Origin of the sequence: Pleurocapsa sp. PCC 7319 (assembly GCF_000332195.1) — a bacterium.
Lineage (GTDB): Bacteria > Cyanobacteriota > Cyanobacteriia > Cyanobacteriales > Xenococcaceae > Waterburya.
This window is the reverse complement of sequence record NZ_KB235924.1, coordinates 20,167-42,642: the sequence shown is the minus strand read 5'-3', so window position 1 is coordinate 42,642 and position 22,476 is coordinate 20,167. Positions and strand designations below refer to the sequence as shown.

Sequence of the window (22,476 nt, the reverse complement as noted above, 5' to 3'; positions counted from 1 at the left end):
ATTTTCGGAAATGACACCAAACTTTCAAGTTATTAATTGTTGCCAGTAGAGCCGAAGAACTATCACATGAGTTTCATCAGACTCAGTAAGAAAATTTTTGTAACTAAAGGAAGGTTTATTTGTGTTATCAGTCAATGAAGTTTTCAATGAAAGCTATTACTTAGAAACTAATTCAGAAGCAGCTGAAGCCATAGAAAATGGAGAATTTGCTAATGGTTTAGAACATTTTCAGGCAGTAGGTATCGATGAAGGGCTAAGGTTTTCACCTTTGATCAACTTAGACTACTATAAAATAGCTGCTAACCCAGAGCTATCGGATTTTACCAGTCGTCAAGCTTTGGATCATCTTTTGAACCAGGGAATTGAAGACGGTCGTATTTTCTCCCAGTTTGTCGATTTAGAGTTCTATAAAGAAGCGAACCCAGATCTATCTGACCTCAGCAATTCCGAAGCTTTGCTTCACCTGCAAAACACTGGTCTGGAAGCTGGACTGCAATTCTCTCAGTTTGTCGATCTTGAAGAATATCGATCTTTCAATCCAGAGCTATCGACCCAAAGCCTCTCCGATGCCTTTTCCGATCTCTCCACCTTTGGAGCGCCTGAAAATGAAGGGAGGATTCGTTTCCCGTTAGAAGCAGGACGTCTTTCGATTCCTGGCGAAGTTGACATTGTTACTCCCGAGATGCTGGCGGGTTCAGCAGAGGCGACAATTACTTACTCCAAGTCAGCTAACACAATCACTTTGGCAGTTGATGTTGAAGGACTGCCTTACCAGCTTGATATTACCCGTCCTGACGATGTTTCCACACCTTTTAACCAGCAACCAGTTTCCGTAGAAGACGGCAAATGGCAAATGTGGTTTATCGGCAACTGGTTCGACCAAGAGACTTATTTTTGGTATGACGGAGTAACTAAAGATCTCATTGCTAGTGAGTTTGATCTGCCTGAGGAGCAACCTGACCCTAACAATCCTGTAGATGTAAATGGTGATGGAGTTGAGGACATCCCGTTTTTAAGTACTCAGACGGCTCAAATGGTTGGAACGCCGATTTTTGAAGGTAATCTAGACGGAACACTTCAGATAGAGTTTACTTATGACTACGATCAGATCCTTGATGATCGAGGTACTGGAGGAGCTTACGTTACTGGATTGCCGTATAATCTAGACAGACCAGAAGAATTCGGTCTCTACTATACTCAGGGCAATGTTCCAGTATCTGAAGCAATGAGCTTTGATGAGATTTTGGAGAGCATACGCAATGACGAGGTGGGATTCGATACTGGCGGCATGAATCTAGCATTCAGTCTAGAGCCGGATCCAAAACCTGGGTTTTTAGACTCCCGCGATAATACAATGATCGCCTGGGATGCTTTTTATCCGTTCCTCACTCCAGAAGGTGTACTTGCTGATATCGGAGCCGGCATCTACAGACCTCAAACCCCTTCAGATCTACAAATTCACCAAAACCCTCCATTCCCAGCAGGAGCAATAGCAATAGAAGGAGAGACTGAACAAGTTTTCGGAACTTTGGAGGATGATGTCTTCGATGCGGCTGACCCTAGTGATGAGTTCGACGGCAATCGAGATACAGTTTTTGCTGGTGCAGGTGTAGATTTTATAGATGCTAGCCAAGCCCGTGCGCCCCTATTTCCTGCCACCGCAGGGCGCAATCGCATCTTCAGCGGTACAGACAATGATGAAGTTATCGCTGGACGGCGCGATCATGTTAATGGCGGTCCAGATAATGACTTCCTTGATGCCTCTGCTGGCTTGGGTCATAATCGTCTCTACGGCAATGATGGTGATGATGAACTCCTAGCTGGAATAGGCGATCACCTTTTTGGCGGGGATGGGGATGACATTCTCGATAGTAGTCTGGGCACTGGTGATAATCGGCTTTATGGAGAAGATGGAAACGATACCTTCTTTGCTAGTAATAGCGATCGCTTTCTGGGAGGGGATGGTGATGATGCCTTCTTTATCAACGACGGAGGGGACAATTTTCTTACAGGGGGTGGAGGAGCAGATGCCTTCTGGATTGCGAATGGCGAACTTCTCACTGCTGCTAATACCATTACCGATTTTGCAATAGATGAAGATGTCATTGGTGTTGCTGGTTTAGGAACAGCATCTGTTGATGAGCTTGAGTTTAGTCAAGTCGGGGATGACGCGGTGATTGCTTTGTCTAATTTTGACCTCGCAGTAATACTCAATACTCAAGTGAGTGACTTGCAAGCTAACGGTACTTTTGTCTTCGCCTAAACAAAAAATTTATTGTCATAACCCTTAAATCAATGGTGAGCCAAGGGTCAAAGTAATTCTGTTATTCAAGAAAAGGTAATTATGTTATCACTAGAACAAGTCTTTAACGAAAGCTATTATTTAGAAGTTAACCCAGAGGCAGCAACCGCAGTTGCCAACGGAGAATTTGCTAGTGGACTGGAACACTTTCAAGCAGTGGGTCTAGAACAAGGACTGCGATTTACACCCCTGATCGACCTGGACTACTATAAAAGGGTTGCCAACCCAGAACTATCCGAATTAACCAATGACCAAGCCCTAGAACAACTGCTGGAGAAGGGTATCGAAGCAGGTCAAACATTTTCCCAGTTTATAGACTTGGAATTATATAAGGAAGTCAACCCAGAACTGTCTGACCTCAGTAATTCCGAAGCTTTACTCCATCTCCAAGATATTGGTCTAAATGCCGGACTCCAGTTTTCCTCCTTCGTTGACCTAGAAGAATATCGCTCTTTTAGTCCAGAATTGAGCGATCTAAGCCTTTCTGAAACTTTTACCCATCTAGCAACCTTCTTTTTACCAGAAGAGGAAGGACGGATTCGTTTACCAATGAATTCCTCTCTAGAAATCCTCGATGAACTACAGATTATTACACCAGAGATGCAAACGGGTTCTGCGGAAACAATACTAACTTACTCCAAGTCAGAGAATAAAGTGACTCTGGATTTGGATATAGATGGTTTGCCTTACCGAGAGACTTTTACCCGTCCAGAGGATGTTTCAACTCCTTTCAACCAACAACCAATTACTGTTGAAGATGCTAAGTGGCAGGTCTGGATCGTCGGTGAATTTGGCACCGCAGAAACCAACATCTGGTATGACGGTGCAACAGGGGATCTTATCGGTAGTGAATTTGATATTTTTGAGGAACCGCCAACAGATAGTTCTCCTACTGATGTCAATGGCGATGGGGTCTTGGACACGGCACTTCTATTGCCCACATCTCAAGCAATAGGCTCTCCCATCTTTGAAGGTAATCCTGACGGAACAGCCCAAGTTCAATTTGAGTATACCTATGACCAACTTCTTGACGAGCGTGGTACCGCAGGAGTTTACGCTTCTGTTGTACCGTACAATCTCAACAGACCAGAGGAGGTGGGAATCTACTATACAGAAGGAGGTCTGCCTTTATCTGAAGCGATGACCTGGGACGATATTGTGGAAAATATCCGTAATGGCGATCTCTTCAATGTGACCTTGAGTGTTGAACCAGATCCGAAACCCACGTATCTCGATTCTCGCCCCAATACTATGGAGGGGTGGAACACGTTGTACCCAACTCTCAGTCCAGATGGTCTTGTCTTTGACACAACTACAAATAACTATCGGCTTCCAGAGCCGAGAGAGTTAACCACTCACGCCAATGTTCCTTGGCCAGCGAGACAGGCAGTAACTGAAGCAGAAACGGAACTAGTCTTCGGAACTTTAGAGGATGATCTCTTCGATGCAGCTGACCCCCGTGATAACTTCGACGGCAATCGAGATACAGTTTTTACTGGTGCAGGAGCAGATTTTGTCGATGCTAGCCAAGCTAGTGCGCCCCTATTTCCTTCTACTGTAGGACAGAATCGCATATTTAGCGGTACGGGCATTGATGAAGTCTTGTTGAGTCAGAATGATCTTGTCAATGGTGGTCCAGGTAACGACCTTCTTGATGCCTCTGCTGGGTTAGGTAATAATCTGCTCTATGGCAAGGATCATAATGATGAACTCCTAGCTGGCAAAGGCGATCGCCTTTTTGGCGGGGATGGGGATGACATTCTCGATAGTAGTTTGGGTACTGGTGATAATTGGCTTTACGGGGAAGATGGCAACGATACCTTCTTTGCGGGTACTAGCGATCGCTTTTTGGGAGGTGATGGTGATGATGCCTTCTTTATCAACGAAGGAGGTGACAATCTTCTTACTGGTGGGGCCGGAGCAGATGCCTTCTGGATTGCCGATGGCGAACTTCTCACTGCTGCTAATACCATTACCGATTTTGCACTAGAGGAAGATGTCATAGGTGTTGCTGGTCTAGGAGCAGCTTCGGTTGAGGATCTGGACTTGAGCCAAGTTGGGGATAACGCGGTGATTGCTTTCTCCAATTTTGACTTAGCGGTGGTGCTCAATACTCAAGTGAGTGACCTGCAAACCAACGGAAATTTTGTCTTTGCCTAGAAGTCGACAATAATCAGAATGAGGGAAATTATGACCACTAAATCATCACTGCCGCAAGAACCGACTGGGACTCAAGATGTTGTTAATTTTGAGGATTTGGCGCCCGAGTTAGGAATCACCTATACTCGGGCGGAATCACCAGAGCGAGAGACCATTTTTGATGAACTCAGACAACTGCCAACCTATACCTTAGATGACATCAACAGAACGCCGTTGTTTTCGAGGGGTACACCTGGGGTGGGAATTCTCGATTACGATGGGGATGGTGACCTGGATATTTTTGTCACTAATGGACCTGAGACTTCTAACAGTCTATACTCTAATCAACTAGAAGAAACAGGTCAGTTAAGCTTTGTAGATGTAGCAGAAGCTTCTGGGGTCGCCCTGACCGAGCAAGACAGCACCGGAGTTTCTTTCGGAGACATTGACAATGATGGTGACCACGACCTGCTGGTTCTAGGAGCTGGAGAGCCCAATCGGCTGCTAGAGAACCAGGGCGATGGCACTTTCATTGATATTACTGAAACCAGTGGTCTTGGGGGAGATAATCGATATTCTAGTTCTGCTTCGATGGGTGATGTCAACGGCGATGGATTGCTCGATATTGTTATTGCCAATTCCTTTGATTGGAACACTTTAGCACCAATTTGGTCCGAACCTTTTTCCGCTTCCGATGAGCATAACCAACTGCTGCTTAATCAAGGAAATAATCAGTTTGTGGATGTCAGTGCCACCTCTGGCATTGAGAATCTAGCTGGTTTATCGGACAGTGCACCAGAAAGTGCAGCCTCTATTACCTGGGCGATCGCCATGGTCGACTATGACCTAGATGGAGACGTGGATATCATTCAGGCAGATGACCAAGGAGCGATTCCTGGTGAAGATGAAAGTCCAGATGGGGTTGATCGAGGATTATTGCATGTGTTCGAAAACGATGGCAGGGGTAATTTCACTGATGTCAATGTAGAAGTTAACCTAGATAAAATTGGCGGTTGGATGGGGCTCTCTTTTGGAGACTTTAATGCTGACGGAAATCTGGACATCTTTGGCAGCAATTTCGGTGACTATGCCTCAGCCTTCTTTGGAAATCCTATTCCACTGGGTCAGAGGTCCTCACGGTGGTTTTTGGGGCAAGATAATGGAACCTTCAGCGACCCTGGCGTGGGAGAGCTAGTAGCTACTCCCTTTGGTTGGGGAACCTCAACAACTGACTATGATAACGATGGGGATACCGACATTGTTTCTTATGGCGGCTATGAATTTGGTCCCTACATTGATATTTCTACAGGGACACTGTTGCAAAATGATGGTAACGCTAATTTCAGCTTTGATCGGGAGACATTGGTAACTGCTGCCGACCATGGACGACGAAGTGACAAAGGAGTCGCTGTGGGAGACCTCAATCAAGACGGGTTTACCGATATTGTTTCTGCATCTGACTTTGACTTTCCCGAACCATTACCACTTTTCCCTTATTCAGTCGCTTACGACTCACCATTTGATGAAGCGGGCTTGTTTGGACCCACTTTCGAACCCATTGGTAACTTTTTCGAGACAGAGGAATTTGTCTGGAGTGGGTTGGAAGCAACCGATGGCACTTTGGCAGTGGAAATCAACAGCGGTGATAATAGCAACGGCTCAGTGCAAGTAGAATTGATAGGTACAGCTGATCTCATCAGTGATGGAAGTGTCAATCGTGACGGCATCGGCTCCATAGTCTTTTTTACTCCCGAGAATAGTCAAACATTGATACAGCCGATTCTCGGTGGTTCTAGCTTTCTCTCTCAAGATAGTTTAGCAGCTAATTTTGGTCTCGGTTCGGCAGAAAGTGGTATGGTTGAGGTACTTTGGTCCGGTGGAGTGCGCAATCGTCTCTACGATGTTGAAGAATTTGACCGGATTGTATTTCCAGAAATTCCCGTCAGTTTCGATGGTGAGTTTGAGAGTCAGCAAGAATACGAAGCCCAGGTCAGTGAAGCAATCTCTGAATTGCTAGAGGAAAAGGTTTTGACTGAGACAGAAGCAGAGAAGTTTTTTGACAGTGCGGTGAGAGCCTTTGTCGAAAATCAGCAACAGAACACCGAAGATCAACCTGAAATACCAGAAATCCTTGAATCTGAGACTGCCGAGCTTGAGATTGTTAAGGATTTGTTTGAGGCTTTAGAAACAGGTGATCGAGAAACCTTTCTGGAGTTGCAGACTACCAATGTCAATTGGGAGGTCAGTGGCAACACAGCGCCAGTTAGTCCGAACACAACAACAAATACTGAGATCATTCCCTTTGCTGGCTCTTGGTTTGGGCGAGAAGGAATCAGCAAGAGTGTCGGTGACTTTTTTGATGTAACCCAAAAATCCATAGAGATTTCTAAGTTTGAAACTCTGGATCTGATCCAAGATGGTAACCAGATAATAGCTCGTGTCAATGTAGAAGCTACGGTCAAGGAAACTGGATTGCCTTTCGACATCGATATGGCATACATTGTCGAAGTAGAAGACTCTGAAGACGACTCGACCGAGATTGAATCAGTACGTGTACTTTATAACACCTTTTCCGTAGCAGAAGCTTTTGCTGGTCAAACCCCATCTTCAGAAGCTATTGCCCTTGACGAGAGAAATCTCTTGGAAGGAGTACCCTTAAGCGTTAATCCTGACGCAGACTCAGCCGAAACACTGGAAGTAGTCGAAAGTGCTTATCCTCTAATAGGCGAACAGAATATCGAAGGATTTGGAGAAGCTTTGGCAAAAGATGCGACCTTTATCTTAGATGGCGATCCATCTGTGTTGCCCACTGCTCAACTAGTAGAAGGTCCTGAAGGAGTACTACAGTTTTTCGGAACAGCTTTTGAGTTTTTGGAACCGAGGGTTTTCAATATCGAAAATACTGTTGCTGATGGAGACCGGGCTGCGGTTGTTTTCAATCTAGTCAACTCTGCTAGGGAAAACGACTTTCCCACAAGATTTGACAGCGTTCATTTTGTCACGGTAGAAGACGGCTTAATTGATAATGTACAAGTTATAACTGATACCTACTCTCCTACAAGTGCATTAGCTGGCGAGCCTCTCTTTACCGAAGAACAGCCCGAGATGACAATGGTTTTTGCTGAGACAGAAAAGCTTCAACCAGATACTAACGAGATCTTTGTGACTGGCAATGGCGAGGATTTTCTCGGTACCGATGGGGATGATACTTTCTTGAGCGTTGGTGGTGGTGAAAATTTACTAACAGGTGGTGCGGGAGCAGATGCCTTCTGGATTGCTAATGGCGAATTTCCCACTGCTGCCAACATCATCACAGACTTAGCAATAGATGAGGATGTTATTGGTATTGGTGGTCTAGGCGCAGCCTCTATTAATGAACTTGACTTTAGTCAAGTCGGAGATAATTCCATTATCGCCTTTTCTGGTATTGACTTAGGAATGCTGTTGAATACTAACGTGAATGTCCTACAAACTAACGGTAACTTTGTCTTTGCGTAGAAGTCCACAATTTTAAAAATGAGGGGAATTATGAATACTGAATCATCATTTCTGCAAGAATCAACTGATGCTCAAGATGGTGTTATTTTAGAGGACTTGGCGCCAGAGTGAGGAATCTCCATCAGCGGGTTAGAATTTGAAAGCCATAGAGGCTGTTATTAGTATTTGTGCCTTGTACTGAAACTACCTAATAAAGAAAATAATTAGCGGTAATGGCAACGAAGATTAATACTTAGGGTTACAAAGCCGTTTTACAGTCTTCCAAATACGGCACAAAATATCAGTATAGAAATACTCTGAGGAAATAGTTTTGAAAAATGAATACCAATAATTTTAGCCAGCGAATTTCTGGTACTACCGAACAACCTGAGTTAGAAATTCTTAATTTTCCAGCGAGTAAACTGAATAAACCATATCCACTGTTGTTTATTCACTGTTTTAGTGGTGGGGCGTGGATGTTTGCGGAAAATTACGCTTCCTTCTTTAATCACCAAGGATACGATGTTTTTGCCTTAAACTTGCGGGGACATGGTCAGAGTCAAGGTAAAGAAACCGTTAACCAGGCGAGCTTACAAGATTATTTTCAAGATGTGGTTAGGGCGATCAAATTTGTCAAATCCTTAACTGAGACGTATCCAGTTGTGATTGGTCATTCAATAGGTTCGATCCTGACTCGGCTATATATTCAGGACTATGAGCTTCCTGGTGCAATATTGATGAGTTTTGGGGATGTTAAAACTGCATTTTCCGCTTTTATGATTTGGAGCATGAAAAATTTCCCTGTCAAAAGCTTGAAAATGATGATTTCTGGCAAAAGCGAAAAGATGTACGGTCACTTCGAGCCTCACTTTCGCATTCTGTTTACCAAAACAGACAATCGGCTAAAGCTTAAGCCTTTTGTGCAAAGATTTGTGGAACAGCCAGAATCAGACCGAGTATTCCAAGATGTCCAGCAACTTCCTCCTATTCAAAGAGGAACTGGCAAGACACCAGTTGCAATTATAGTTGGAGATCGCGATCCCATTGCTCCCAAAAAGTCGGTGGAAATTTTAGCCGATTTATATCAATCATCTCCAGTTTTTATTGCTAATAAGGCTCACGATCTATTTGTTTGTGATGGCTGGGAGCAAGGGGCTGATGAAATTTTAAAATGGCTAGAAAAAAATCATTTATGAGGTTTTGCCGCAAAAAATGATAGTAACTGTGTAGCATAGCTAATAATTATTAACACTACTAACAGCTTCAACTTTTTAATTAGATACCAATGTAATTGGAGTTGCAGGTATAGGTGCGACTTCAATTGATGACCTTGAGTTCAGTCAAGTTGACAATGACGTAATTATTTTCTTCTCTAATTTTGATTTGGCTCACTTACTCAATACTCAAGTGAGTGACCTACAGTCTAGCAATGTTTTCTTATTTGCTTAACTCATTCCAACACCTTATTTTTGATTGTTGCAAACCCAAAATCTTTGATTGTGCAACACAAGAAATATCCACCACAAGACTTGGAAGATTAATCAACAAAAGTTTACTGTATTTAGCTTTTAGAGAGCGACTTCAGTAAAAAAATAACCTCAAATATTTAATTTTGCCTTATGGAATTGGCAAAACCCTCTTCTTTTAGACGATAGCCCTAACTATTTAGAACGTATTAACTTTAGTTTTAAGGAGAATGTCTCAATGAACACCAATATACTTAATTCCCATAACCAATTAGTTACTGTTAATGACCCTACACCAAGTATTTCAGTCCAATGGGATCGGGCAGTACAGCAAGCAGTTATTGAAAGTGCCCCAGGACCAACTGTAGCTTCTCGTGCTTATGGTATGGTGCATACTGCTATATTTGATGCCTGGGCAGCTTACGATCCTACTGCGATCGCAACTCAACTAGGAGATGATTTACAGCGTCCTGAAACAGAGATTACTGAAGCTAATAAATCAGAGGCAATGAGCTTTGCAGCCTACCGCGTCTTAACGGAATTATTCCCTGAGCAAACAGAGATTTTTGACGAGTTAATGGCGGAACTTGGATTAGACCCCAACAATACAACTACAGACACAGCTACCGCTGCGGGAATTGGAAATGTTTCGGCTGAAGCTCTACTAGAATTTCGCTCCCAAGATGGTTCTAACCAAACAGGAGATGATCCGAACGGAACTCCTGGCGCTCCCTATTCCGATATTAGTGGTTATGAACCATTTAATCCTATTGGTGACCCGATTGAAATTGAACGCTGGACACCAGAATTAGTACCTATTGATGCTGAACCAGGACAAGAAAATACGATTCAAAATTTTCTTACCCCTCATTGGGGTGATATTACCCCTTTTGCTTTGGAGTCTGGCGAGCAATTTCGCCCCGAAGCCCCAGAACCATTTTTGCTAGTAGAAGGAGATGTCGATTTAGATGAGCAAACAATTACTCTCGAAGATACGGGAGAAGTTTTGCCTATTACTAGAGATTTGATCGGCGATGTAATCAATCCTGAATTTATTGAACAGACAGAGCAAGTTATCGATTTTAGTGCTGGTCTGACGGACGAACAAAAGTTGATTGCTGAGTTTTGGGAAGATCCAGGCGGGACTTCTTTTCCTCCAGGAACTTGGATGAGTTTTGGGGAGTTTGTTTCTGCCAGAGATGATAATACTCTAGATGAAGACGCGCAGTTATTTTTTGGCTTAGGTAATGCTGTTTTTGATGCTGGTGTTGCTACCTGGGAAGCAAAAACCTACTACGATTATGCTCGTCCGGTTCGGACAGTACGAGAATTAGGTGAGTTGGGTTTAATTGGAGAATTTGATGAAGATTTAGGTGGTTATGCGATTGAAGCCTGGGCTGGTCCAGGGGAAGGAACGCAAACTATTTTAGCCACAGATTTTCTAACATATCAAACTCCTGGTGATCATCCTTCTCCTCCTTTTGCCGAATATACTTCTGGTCACAGTGCTTTTAGTGCTGCAGGAGCAGAAATTTTACAACTTTTTACTGGCTCTGATGACTTTGGTGGCAGTGTTACCTTTGAACCTGGAGAATCTCGCTTCGAGGAGGGGATTACTCCGGAAGAAACAGTAACCTTAGAATGGGATACTTTTTCCGAAGCTGCGGATGAGGCTGGTCTTTCGCGAATTTATGGTGGCATTCACTTTGAGGATGGAGATCTTAATGGTCGCCAGCTTGGTCGAGAAGTTGGTCAAGCAGTTTGGTCAGAAACACAGTATTTTATTCAAGGTGGAGCAGAAACAGAGTCAGAAATTGCTCATCAGTCAATTTTTGGTACGCCTGAAGATGATCTATATGATGCTGCCGATTTTGATGATGACTTTAACGGCGATCGCAATATACTTTTTGCTGGCGCAGGGGACGATCTGATTGATACCACTACTGGTAGCGGTAACAATCATCTTTATGGCGAATCAGGCAATGACACTTTGATTTTAGGCTATGGTGATCGCGCTTTAGGAGGAGATGGAGACGATACATTTTATCTTAGTGATGGGGGAGACAACCTAGTTACTGGTGGGGCAGGAGCCGATGCTTTCTGGATTACCACAGGAGAGGCGATCGCTGAAGCTAATGTTATCACCGACTTTGCTCTAGATACTGATGTAATTGGGGTCGGTGGTCTAGGAATAAGCTCTACCGAAGAGTTGACATTTTCACAAGTAGGAAATGATACAGCGATCGCCTTTGCCGATTCTGACCTGGCCATACTTCAAAATACTCAAGCCGGCGATTTACAGACCGATGCTAGCTTTATGTTTGCTTAAGCCTTTCCTGTTTGTTAATTGTTAATTGTTGATTGAAGTGTAAGCAAATCCTCATCTAACTTACATATCAGTTAGCTTAAATTATAGGTGTTCCCATGGATACTGCACCCTTAGCTAATTTCCTCGGATTTTTAGCATTGAGTAGCTATATTGCTACTTTGCTACCGAGTATGCTCAGAATTGTTTTTCCTCAAATCAAAAGAAGTGATGTTGTCAAGCTGTTACTAAAATATCGTCGTCAAATTGGTTTGCTGGCTTTTGCTTTGGCTTTTTTTCACGGCTACTTATTAGTTCTAAAAAGAAACTTTGATTTTTTTGACCTACAAACCTACTGGATCTATATCCAGGGTGTAGCCACCTTTATCGTTTTTACTCTCTTGGCGATTACTTCTAATAATTGGAGTATTAAAAAGCTCAAACGAAATTGGAAAAAATTGCACTCGCTAACCTATTTAGCAATGTTTTTGCTTACTTGGCACGTTTGGGACAAAATGAGTTCGCACTGGAGCTTTTTAACCCCAATTGGATTGTTGCAATTAATCATTATCATTGCCCTGTTTCTTCAGCGAAAACGGGTGGAGCAGAAGCTGATGTTACACACTCATCAATCTGTGAAGACGGGTAAGAGATAAGAGTCTAGTTGGCGATTTTTACTTGCTACATTGATGTTACCTAGAATTAAGAACAATTTCTACTCCCAACTCTTATGAGTTCCCTCTGCTTCCTCTAATAGACTAATCAAACCCCTGAAGCAATCCTCAATCTTAGATTCCCACACCTCATTTCCGAAGGACTACCATGGTCAAAAAGCTCAAACCAAACCAAGACTTAGTTTGGCTAAAAACAACGCCACTAGTTATCTCCCTCATTACAATAATCGCTGCTTCGGTTAGTTACTTTCTCTTTACTTCAGTTGCTCAGAAATTATCTGGTGGTGGAACTGTGCCATCAGGCGACACGGGGCTGAAGTCTTTGTCCGACTTGAGGAGAATCGGCGATCGCTATAGCGGTAGCGAAGCCAATCGCGAAGCGTACACCCATTCGAGTGCAAGACCTGCGGGTAATCGCCCTCTGGACGGTGGCAGAGCCAATCGCAATCAACGAGAAGATCAGATTGTCGATCTTATGGGTGGTCAAGATATATCTTTATTTGACTCTGATATGCGACCTGTTCAAACTCTTAGAGGTCATTCGTCTTGGGTTTTTTCCCTTAGCTCACAATTAGATATTCTGGCTAGTGCTAGTTATGACGGCATGATTAAGCTTTGGGATCTTGATACTGGCTCTTTAATCAGAAATATTCAAGCCCATGGAGATGCAGTGGCATCTTTGGCTATCAGTCCGAATGGTCGAATCTTAGCTAGTGGTAGCTGGGATAATCGGATCAAGCTGTGGGATTTAGCTACGGGAAGACTCACAAAGATTTTTAAAGGACACAGCGACGATGTCAAATTTATTCGCTTTAGTCCCGATGGCAAAACTTTAGTCAGTGGTAGTTATGACCAAACAGTTGCTGTCTGGAATCTTAGTACGGGTCAAAAAAAATTCACTCTGAGGGGTAGAAATCCGATTATCTCTGGTGCTATCAGTCCCGATGGACAAATTTTAGCTACTAGTAGTAATAACGGTCAGATTAAGCTTTGGCAACTTACTACAGGCAAAGAAATACAAACTCTTGAAGGTCATTCTGGTACTGTTTGGTCAGTTGCTTTTAGTCCGGATGGCAAAACTATAGCTAGTGGCGGTAAAGACCGAAATATCAGAATTTGGGACTCATCTACCGGCAAACAATTGCATATTGCTCAAGGACATTCTAAGGCAATTTTTTGTCTCACTTTTAGCCCCGATGGTAAAACTTTAGTCAGCAGTGGTTATGACCAAACTATTAAACTCTGGCGGGTAAAAAACTATCAATTGCGGCAAACCTTTCGAGGACACAGAAAAGCTATTTGGTGTCTGCGATTTAGTCAGGATGGAAAAATTCTGATCAGTGCCAGTGCTGATAAAACTGTCAAGCTTTGGTCTATTGCTAGTTTGATTAATTAGTTTGAGCCAAGAGATGAAAATCTGAATCTTATATATTTACATCGTTAGTAATTTCAACTGCCTATTCTCTCTGAGTTTTGCACGATTCTTAAGTTCGATTGACTTTATCTGTTAACTGATTAGATAGTTTCCAGAACCAATCGCGACGCTTGTTAGATATTTCCTCATAAACTCGATTGAGATGGTCTTTAGCTCGATACCAATTATGAGAACCTTTTTTCTTCCTAGACAAAGAACGATTAGCAGCTTTTAATTTATTCCTTAATTGGTTAAAAAATAGTGGAGATTCAATACTCTTGCCATCACTATTAGTTAAAAATGTCTTTAAGCCAAAATCCCAACCTGCGATTTTACCCGTCACGACTGGAATATGTTCTGGTTGATAATCAGTTACTACCAGCAAAAACAGTTCGCCTAAATTATTTCTTTTAACAGTCAAGGTTTTAATTTTACCTTCTATTTTTTGAGAAAGAGAAAACTTGAATACTTGCTTATTAATTCTACGCTTGTTTTCCGATAAAAATTTGTAGCTAGCTTGTTTTAAAGTGAAAGATTTATACTTTCTACGCTTTTTAAAGTTGGGAGGTCTAGTTCCTTTTTGATGCTGCTTGAAGAATAATTTGTACGCCTTCTCAATATGTTGAATTATATCTTGTACTGCTTGTAAACCTAGCTGTTGCCAGTATCTTATACGCTTTCTTAACTTGGCTATATGCTTCATGAGACGATACTGATTTAAATGCTTGCCAAACATTTTGTAGTAGCGTTTGTGCAACGCTATACAGTGATTATAAATACTGGCACTAGCATTAATTGAATAATGCAAATATTTATTTTTTTTATGTTGGTATAACTTAAATTTGTAGGTCTTCATGGTTAATATTGTATCATGAATCAAATACTAACAAAACTGCGTAGTTATCGACTCGCTTACTCGAGGGGCTTTACGCTCGTATTCGGTAATCTTTCCTGACAAGATCGCTTCATTAGCGTCAATAAAATTGTGTTGGGATAATGCGACTGGCTCTGGCAATGCTCGAAGTACAATTGTTAAGACTAGCTTATAGTCACATTGGTCGTAGTCATTCACATTTTCTATGGAAACAAAATTACAATCGAGAATCTAATATTGCTTTGAATGCTAAATATGAAAAAAGCTAAAGATAGAACTCAACAATTACCAATTATTGGTTGGCGAGAAATACTATCATTGCCAGAGCTAAATGTCGATCATGTTAAAGCCAAAATTGATACAGGAGCACGTTCTTCTGCACTACATGCCTTCCATTGCCAAGAATTTAAATTGCAAGATAGATCGATGATTCGCTTTCAAATTCATCCCATTCAACACAACAACCAACAAACTATCTTGGCTGAAGCAGAATTACTCGAATATCGTAAAGTTCGTAATTCTGGGGGACAAGCCCAAATTAGACCAGTAATTTTGACTCCAATCAAATTAGGAGAGCATCAATGGCAAGTGGAATTAACTTTAACCAATCGTGATGTTATGGGGTTTAGGATGTTGTTAGGAAGACAAGCGGTACGCAATCGCTTTTTAGTTAATCCTGGTAAATCCTTTTTGCAAAGTGAATATGCTAACCCATATTCTGTAAATCAATATTAATATAGTTAAATTTCTATTTAGGAAATAATACCAATGAAAATTGCCATTTTGTCCCAAGATGCTTCTCTATATTCCACCAGAAGATTGGCAGAAGCAGGGAAAGAACAAGGACATCAAATGCGAGTAATTCCCTATTTACGTTGCTATATGAATATTACTTCTAGTAAACCTAGTATTATTTTTAATGGTAATCCGCTAGAAAATTTCGACGCTATTATTCCTCGCATCGGCGCATCTAGAACCTTTTACGGTACTGCTGTGGTACGTCAGTTTGAAGTTATGAACGTTTTCAGTGCCAATGAATCTCAAGCTATTTCCCGCAGTCGCGATAAGCTACGCTGTTTACAAATTCTCGCTCGAGAAGGAGTTGGCCTACCCGTAACTGGCTTTGCTCATGCCACCCAAGATATAGATGGTTTAATTGAGACAGTGGGAGGAGCACCATTAGTGATTAAACTTTTAGAAGGAACTCAAGGAATAGGGGTAGTTTTAGCAGAAACTTATCAAGCTGCCAAGTCAGTAATTGAGGCATTTCGAGGCTTGGATGCCAATATTTTAGTGCAAGAATATATTAAGGAAGCTGGAGGGGCAGATTTACGTTGCTTTGTGATTGGAAATGAAGTAGTCGCTGCTATGAAACGTCAAGGGGTAAAAGGAGAATTTCGTTCTAATTTACATCGTGGTGGTGAAGCAGAAAAAATCAAGCTTTCTATCGAAGAAAGAACAACGGCAATTAAAGCAGCTACAGCCATGGGATTAAATGTGGCAGGGGTAGATTTACTCCGTTCTAATCATGGTCCTGTAGTCATGGAGGTAAATTCTTCTCCAGGTTTGCAGGGAATTGAAAAAGCTACTAAAGTCGATGTGGCAGGAAAAATTATTGAATATGTGGTGCAAAATGCTTCCAAAACTGATGATACCAAAGAACTAATCAAGTACTAAAACATTGACTGCCCACCGCCGTAAACGAAAGGGTGATTCTCAGTTTTTAGCTCTCAGCTCTTAGCTCTTAGCTTTTGATTTAAACGAAGGTCAGTCAATAACTGTGGTTTAGACTAAAAATAATCATCAGAAAACAATTCAGCCTGTTAAAAACAACTGAATCATGAAACTAAGTTCAGAAATTGACACTCCCCACGCATAGAATGCGGGGGATTCTTCATTCATCCCAGGATAGCTAGAGATAGAAGATCTATCTCCCCGCCAGTGCCTAGTCCAGAAGCAGTCACAGTCTGTCCGACCGCCAACGCACTGGTTCTGCTCGCCGAGGTCGGGTAAAATCTGTACTTAAATCCGCGTAATTGTCTCATGATCTGATTTTACTATGAACGTAGCTAGGTTGTAATAGCTCAACCAGATGCGTTGCCCCTGGAGGGGCTGTGGGCGTAATCGCATAGTCTATCTCAGAGATTTTTGCTCTTTTTTGTTATTCTCTATAAATCTCAAAAAGTATTCATTTATACAGAATTTATGATATATTTATTGTAGAGATAATAAGGAAAAATAAAAATGTCTATTCAAACTCAAGCTCGCTCTTTGTTAATGCGTCATCATAAAATGGTAATGAACCGGGAAAAATCGATGTTGGCTCGTACTGCTGCGGAAATTGGCGTGGACGTCGATCCCAAATTTCATACCCATATTCAAGGTAAAACCATTAATAGTTTTGGTAATATCTATGACCGCTCTAATGCAGCTATGAGCTAAGAGCTTAATTAACCTAATCGAAAATTGAATCAATCAAAAGCAAATGCAAATCAATTCTCAGCAATTAGCATTAGTGCGAAATGAGATGTGATTCCAGTTGGAAAACATCTCATTTTTGCTGTTTCTACAACCGCAACATCTTTTGAAGCTAAAGTATTCAGTGACTTGAAAAAGTCTTCGCACCTGTAGGCAGCTACCCCATCTGGCACCACGGTAACTTGATAGCCACTAGCGATCGCTCTTTGAGCCGATATTTTAATACAGTTTTTGCCTTTCTATCATAGAATCTAAGAATGTAGTTAACGGGACTCAAATTTTACCCAAAATACCCCATTTTTGAACTACGCCGATTTTTAATTTAAATGACCCTGAGAATATGCTTTGTGTATGGCTTGGATACGAGTGCGGGCATTTAATTTAGTTACGACGTTGTTAATGTGAAACTTGACAGTGCGATCGCTAATATATAGTTTTTGGGCAATTTCGCGATCGCGTAAGCCCTCTGCTAAAAGTTGGATGACTTCCTGTTCTCGATGAGAAAGATTGGGATGAGTTTTGGGTTGAGGTTCATAGGGAAGAGATAGTTTAATTTGCATTATATTATTGGCGGAAAAATCAGTATGTAATTGACCATCAAGGTTATTAATAGCAAAATTCATATCGCTAAAGATAGCTTCTGGTTCTATATGGGGATCTAAGACTAACATTGCTTCTAAATAGAGGTGATCGCTCTCATAAGTTAAACGACAATAGCTACAGTTGTTAACTTTGAGAGTTTCTGCAGTTTTTAATAAAATGTAGTTATGAGAAGTATTTAAAGGTTTTTCTGTGCCAACCAAGATTAAACGAACATTCGTCAAGACAATTGATATTTGCTCGGAAAGAGGAGTACAGATCGATAATTCTGAGTTAAGGCTATTCACTTGCGCTTGGGATTTCTGTTGATATATTTGAGCATTATTTAAAGCTACAGCTACCGAACTACAAAGTATTCTTAATGCTTCTAAAAACTCGGCTTCCATTGGTTGATGACTAAATACAGCTAGCACCCCAATTGCCTTACCTGCAATAGCTAGAGGTAAACCGGCAAAGCCACAAATCTTGTTCTTTATCGCCCACTGACGATCCTTTACCCAAGATTCTTCTGCTAATTGATTGCTCAAAAATGGAATACAATGCTGGGCAATTTTCCCTACTTTATAAGCACCCATTGGTACTCTAGCAAAATCACCATCCAAACGAGTGTACAACCCAGAGGATGCTACTAGCCTTAGTGCAGTACAATCGTTTTCTACTAGCCAAATACGCACAAAAGAACAGTTGAATCTATCCACTAAACCATCTGTGATCTTAGTTGCGATCGCTTCAGCTTGAAGACAGCCAGACAAACTTTGATTTAGGCACTCAATGTTTTGTAGTTCAAATAATAGTCGAGTTGGATTGATTAGGTCATTATTGTCATTAAACACAAGAGAAATAAATAATTAGCTCAGTAAGTTTATTGAGGTGCAAGTAACATTTTTATCCTGTATTTAAAGTTACAAATCAATCGACAATTATTCAGGGACAATTAATAGCTACACTCTTAATTTATTTTTAATGCTCATTTTAAAGATAAAGCGAGGTTTGAGCTCTACAAAAATATCGCATGAAGAAATCATTAAATATTGCTCTATTTACTTACTCGACAAAACCTAGAGGTGGAGTAATCCATACAATAGAATTAGCTGAAGCATTGCAAGCAGAAGGACATCAAGTTTGCATCTATGCTTTGAATAAAGATAATATTGGCTTTTATCGCCCTCTAAGTTGTCCTAGTAGATTAATTCCTACGAAACCAGCAGCAGATCACCAATTATTGTTACAGAGAAAACAGAATTATCTCAACAGTGAAATAGATAACAAAAATTTAGATCCAGTTGATAAACTAATAAAGCAAAGAATCCAGGAGTTTATTGCTTATTTAAACCAAGAATCAGAGCAGTACGATATTTATCATTCTCAAGACTGCATTAGCGCTAATGCCTTACAAGTCCTACGCGAACGGGGAATGATTCCTCATTTTATCCGCACTGTACATCACATCGATGAATTTAATAGTCCTTATCTACAAGAGTGTCACGATCGTTCCATTGTAGAGCCAGACTTATGTTTATGTGTTTCTCGATATTGGCAGCAGCAACTAATAAAACAATATCAAGTAGAGGCACCAATAATTATTAATGGCGTTGATACTAGTAAATTTTCTAGTAAGTTTAATGGTCAAGAGTCGAGATTAAAACAGCAACTGGGAATTAGTGGCAATCCTGTTTATTTAACCATAGGTGGAATTGAACCCCGAAAAAACTCCTTAAAACTATTACAGGCTTTTATTCAAGTATTGAAAACTCATCCTCAAGCTCAGCTAATTATCGCTGGTGGGGAAACTTTGTTTGATTACGAACCCTATCGCCTAAAATTCTTTGATCTTGCTCAACAAAATAAAATTAAGATTGGAGAGTCTCTAATTTTACCTGGAGTGATGGCAGATCGAGATATTCCAGTTTTATATCGCTGTGTTGATGCCTTTGTCTTTCCATCTGTGAAAGAAGGATGGGGGCTAGTATTACTTGAAGCGATCGCATCAGGATTACCGATAATTACCTCCAATATTCTTCCCTTCACTGAATTTCTCAGCCATAAGTCAGCTTTGCTTGTAGATTCTAACTCCAGTCAAGCGATCGCGATCGCTATGCTTGATATATTAAATAAAAACCTTACTCAAAAACTAATCGAAAATAGCGTAGCCATTCCTGCTCAATACTCCTGGCAACAATCAGCACAACTCCATTTAAAGCACTACCTTAAACTTTTCCCCAACAATTAACTATTTCTCCTCTCATCCCTTATCCTTCATCTTTTAAAAACCATGCCTGAAATAAACTTTAATATCCAATGGCCAGATGGTACACAACAAAGCTGCTATTCTCCCTCTTTAGTCGTAAAAAAATACTTTACACCTGGTGAAACATACGAATTAACTGAGTTTGTTGCCCAATCTCGTACCGCCCTAAATATTGCCAGCGATCGCGTTCAAGAAGCCTATGGTTTTCCCTGTAGTAGAGCCTTGGGACAGCTCAAACAAATAGAATCTAAAGCAGCTGAATACAAAAAACTTTCCCAACCCAAAGTACTGTTTATAGATTTTACGGAGTGATGATTTAAAAATACGGCGAAGTTCAACCGATGGTAACAGTTTTACCAAATATCAACTTATTAATTAGAACATTTGCTCTAATCAACAATCAATTATAATTGGAAAAATTTATTTGTATTGAAATTCCAAAATATATAGGATTGCTTTTTAGATTTAAGTATTAACTCAGAGCCTAGAGTGATTTCTCCTACTACATTACAAGAGATTGATTTTTCTGCAAATTGTCTCTTCACTATATCTATATGCTGGGGATGAATTGATAGCAAAAATCCATAACTAGGAAAGCATAAAAGCCAAATATCAAAAGCTATTTTATCAGGACCAATAATACTATCTAAATTTAAAATTGCTCCGCATTGAGAAGCTTCAATTAACATTAATAATGTGCCAACAATTCCCCCCATACTGATATCTTTTCCTGCATTACATAAATTATTCTCCGCCAAGTAAGGAAGAATTTTTATATTTTCCTGTAATCTATTGGGAGCGGCCTTGGTTGCAGCATTCCAAAAAGGAAATTTCGGGTGCATCTCTCCCTGAAGATCTACGACAGCAACTAATAAATCTCCAGGTTGGGCTGCAAAACTACTGATTAACTTTTGCGCACGTCCTAAAATAGATACACTTAAAGCATTGTAGCCACTTTTAAAATTTGTATGTCCTCCTACAACTGGCACATTAAAAGCTTGAGCAGCAGCTTTCATTCCTTCTAGTAATGGTATAGCTTTGGTAGTATTCTCTGTCCAAATTGTGTCCACAATAGCGATCGCTCGTCCTCCCATTGCTGCAATATCGCTTACGTTGACCATTACTGCACACCACCCCGCAAACCAAGGATCTTCCTTTACCAATACGTGCCACATACCTTCGGCCGCCAACAGTAAATAACCATCTCCATCGGGGATAGCAGCGCAATCATCTCCAACTCGAATCTGATTATTTGCTTGTAAACCTAAAATTTGACTGACAACCTGGATATCTTGCTTTTGAATTATCCCTAATGATTGTTTGAGTTTTGCTGCTAGCTGTTCGAGATTGATTGCAGGGCGATCGCTCATATATTTTGAGATAACTATAGTGATTTCTCAAATAACATATACAGTATTTGATTCATTAAACTGTTAAATACCGATGTACTAAAGAATCAGTTAATTCAGAAGTTGTTCCTTTAGCGACGATCGCCCCTTTATCCATAATAAAAAACCTCTTGGCTAGCTGTCGGATAAAATCAATTTTCTGTTCTACTACAATTACTGTAATCCCTTTTTCTTGATTAATTCTCCTTAAAGCATCCTCAATTTCTTGGACAATAGAGGGCTGAATACCTTCGGTGGGCTCATCCAGAAGCATAATTTTAGGATTGCACATTAAGCCGCGCGCGATCGCTAGTTGTTGTTGTTGTCCGCCACTAAGTAATCCTCCCTGACGGGGTAAGTGTTCTTTAAGCATCGGGAAGAATTCAAAGATTTCCGAAGGGATTCTTTTACTACTTTTTCCGCTCGCAGAAAAGCCCAACTTGAGATTATCTAATACCGAAAGATAGGGAATAATTTCTCTTCCCTGGGGAATGTAAGCTATGCCAGAACGCGATCGCTTATAGGTAGGAGTTTTAGTAATATTTTTATTATTAAAAGAAAGACTTCCTTTGCTGAGCTTATTTAAGCCAATAATGCTGCGTAGTAGAGTAGTTTTACCCACTCCATTACGTCCCAAAAGACCAACCATATCTCCTTTATTAATGGTCATGTCAACATTAAACAAGACAGGAGTTTGTCCATATCCAGCGGTGAGATTATTAAGTTCAAGCAGCGACATCGATTTTTTCTCTTCCTAAATAAACTTCAATTACCTGGCGATTATTTTGAATTTCCTGTACTGAACCTTCAGCGAGCTTTTCCCCTTGATGCAATACGACAATTCTCTCAGCGATTTGTTTAACAAATTCCATATCATGTTCAATTGCTACTACTGCATGATTTTGTGCCAAAGTTTTAATAATTTCTCCCGTAGCATATGTTTCTTCTGCTGACTTTTCACGGCATCTTTTGAAGGGTATATAAGTTGTGTAACAATATTCGCTAACAATTTTATCCATTTCGAGAAATCTGCCCTCTCGATAGAGCAAAATAATTGAGCAGATTTTGAGTGGTGAATGAATCAGACCAAAAATTTAATAACCGAAAAATG

Annotated in this window: 17 protein-coding genes and 1 pseudogene; 12 read left to right on the top strand and 6 right to left on the bottom strand. The window is 40.8% G+C overall.

Translation table 11 applies throughout. The features are described 5' to 3' along the window. The first annotated feature begins 121 nt into the window (after nt 1–121). From PLEUR7319_RS0133315 to PLEUR7319_RS37530, 7 genes are all read left to right on the top strand, one after another. Complete coding sequence (locus PLEUR7319_RS0133315; RefSeq protein WP_019509579.1) at nt 122–2,263, top strand: calcium-binding protein; 2,142 nt, start codon at nt 122–124, stop codon at nt 2,261–2,263. An 81-nt stretch (nt 2,264–2,344) separates the two neighbouring features. After that, nucleotides 2,345–4,462: a calcium-binding protein gene (locus PLEUR7319_RS0133310; protein WP_019509578.1), complete on the top strand. Its 2,118-nt coding sequence runs from the start codon at nt 2,345–2,347 to the stop codon at nt 4,460–4,462. A gap of 30 nt (nt 4,463–4,492) precedes the next feature. Then, nucleotides 4,493–7,939, top strand: a complete 3,447-nt coding sequence (locus PLEUR7319_RS0133305; protein WP_019509577.1) for an FG-GAP-like repeat-containing protein — start codon at nt 4,493–4,495, stop codon at nt 7,937–7,939. Nucleotides 7,940–8,256: 317 nt separating this feature from the next. Next, complete coding sequence (locus PLEUR7319_RS0133300; RefSeq protein ID WP_019509576.1) at nt 8,257–9,114, top strand: alpha/beta hydrolase; 858 nt, start codon at nt 8,257–8,259, stop codon at nt 9,112–9,114. Nucleotides 9,115–9,622: 508 nt separating this feature from the next. Continuing rightward, entirely contained in the window at nt 9,623–11,713 is a 2,091-nt protein-coding gene (locus PLEUR7319_RS0133295; RefSeq protein WP_019509575.1) for a DUF6851 domain-containing protein, read from the top strand. Nucleotides 11,714–11,808: 95 nt separating this feature from the next. Next, on the top strand, nt 11,809–12,345 hold the full coding sequence (locus tag PLEUR7319_RS0133290; RefSeq protein WP_019509574.1) for a ferric reductase-like transmembrane domain-containing protein: 537 nt from the start codon (nt 11,809–11,811) through the stop codon (nt 12,343–12,345). 166 nt (nt 12,346–12,511) lie between these two features. Further along, complete coding sequence (locus PLEUR7319_RS37530; protein ID WP_019509573.1) at nt 12,512–13,759, top strand: WD40 repeat domain-containing protein; 1,248 nt, start codon at nt 12,512–12,514, stop codon at nt 13,757–13,759. Between the two features lie 88 nt (nt 13,760–13,847). On the opposite strand, the gene PLEUR7319_RS0133280 is transcribed toward PLEUR7319_RS37530, so the two are convergent. Both PLEUR7319_RS0133280 and PLEUR7319_RS43020 read right to left on the bottom strand, forming a co-directional pair. Next, nucleotides 13,848–14,633, bottom strand: coding sequence for an RNA-guided endonuclease TnpB family protein (locus tag PLEUR7319_RS0133280; RefSeq protein WP_019509572.1), 786 nt, complete (start codon nt 14,631–14,633; stop codon nt 13,848–13,850). Between the two features lie 27 nt (nt 14,634–14,660). Then, nucleotides 14,661–14,849 (bottom strand): hypothetical protein, encoded by a 189-nt coding sequence (locus PLEUR7319_RS43020; RefSeq protein WP_144054519.1) that lies wholly within the window; start codon nt 14,847–14,849, stop codon nt 14,661–14,663. 57 nt (nt 14,850–14,906) lie between these two features. Between PLEUR7319_RS43020 and PLEUR7319_RS0133270 the strand changes: the two genes are divergently transcribed. The 3 genes from PLEUR7319_RS0133270 to PLEUR7319_RS0133260 all read left to right on the top strand — a co-directional run bounded on the left by PLEUR7319_RS0133270 (nt 14,907) and on the right by PLEUR7319_RS0133260 (nt 17,093). Next, the gene (locus tag PLEUR7319_RS0133270) at nt 14,907–15,386 is read left to right on the top strand and encodes a RimK/LysX family protein (RefSeq protein ID WP_019509570.1); all 480 of its coding nucleotides are present in this window, start codon (nt 14,907–14,909) and stop codon (nt 15,384–15,386) included. 33 nt (nt 15,387–15,419) lie between these two features. Next, nucleotides 15,420–16,328, top strand: a complete 909-nt coding sequence (rimK, locus tag PLEUR7319_RS0133265; protein WP_019509569.1) for a 30S ribosomal protein S6--L-glutamate ligase — start codon at nt 15,420–15,422, stop codon at nt 16,326–16,328. A gap of 567 nt (nt 16,329–16,895) precedes the next feature. Continuing rightward, on the top strand, nt 16,896–17,093 hold the full coding sequence (locus tag PLEUR7319_RS0133260; RefSeq protein ID WP_019509568.1) for a hypothetical protein: 198 nt from the start codon (nt 16,896–16,898) through the stop codon (nt 17,091–17,093). Between the two features lie 353 nt (nt 17,094–17,446). On the opposite strand, the gene PLEUR7319_RS0133255 is transcribed toward PLEUR7319_RS0133260, so the two are convergent. Beyond that, nucleotides 17,447–18,562 (bottom strand): LuxR C-terminal-related transcriptional regulator, encoded by a 1,116-nt coding sequence (locus PLEUR7319_RS0133255; RefSeq protein ID WP_019509566.1) that lies wholly within the window; start codon nt 18,560–18,562, stop codon nt 17,447–17,449. A 179-nt stretch (nt 18,563–18,741) separates the two neighbouring features. On the opposite strand from PLEUR7319_RS0133255, the gene PLEUR7319_RS0133250 reads away from it, so the two are divergent. Then, the gene (locus PLEUR7319_RS0133250; protein WP_019509565.1) at nt 18,742–19,959 is read left to right on the top strand and encodes an MSMEG_0565 family glycosyltransferase; all 1,218 of its coding nucleotides are present in this window, start codon (nt 18,742–18,744) and stop codon (nt 19,957–19,959) included. Between the two features lie 42 nt (nt 19,960–20,001). Beyond that, nucleotides 20,002–20,289: an MSMEG_0570 family nitrogen starvation response protein gene (locus PLEUR7319_RS0133245; protein ID WP_019509564.1), complete on the top strand. Its 288-nt coding sequence runs from the start codon at nt 20,002–20,004 to the stop codon at nt 20,287–20,289. 92 nt (nt 20,290–20,381) lie between these two features. Here the strand turns inward: PLEUR7319_RS0133245 and PLEUR7319_RS0133240 are convergent, their stop codons facing one another. The 3 genes and pseudogenes from PLEUR7319_RS0133240 to PLEUR7319_RS41120 all read right to left on the bottom strand — a co-directional run. Then, a complete protein-coding gene (locus PLEUR7319_RS0133240) occupies nt 20,382–21,347 on the bottom strand; it encodes a sll0787 family AIR synthase-like protein (RefSeq protein WP_019509563.1) in 966 nt (321 codons plus the stop codon). 55 nt (nt 21,348–21,402) lie between these two features. Then, nucleotides 21,403–22,104, bottom strand: a complete 702-nt coding sequence (gene urtE, locus PLEUR7319_RS0133235; RefSeq protein ID WP_019509562.1) for an urea ABC transporter ATP-binding subunit UrtE — start codon at nt 22,102–22,104, stop codon at nt 21,403–21,405. Further along, a pseudogene (locus PLEUR7319_RS41120) lies at nt 22,091–22,312 on the bottom strand (ABC transporter ATP-binding protein); the annotation flags it as partial. The pseudogene PLEUR7319_RS41120 and the gene urtE, both read right to left, overlap by 14 nt. Between the last annotated feature and the right edge of the window lie 164 nt (nt 22,313–22,476).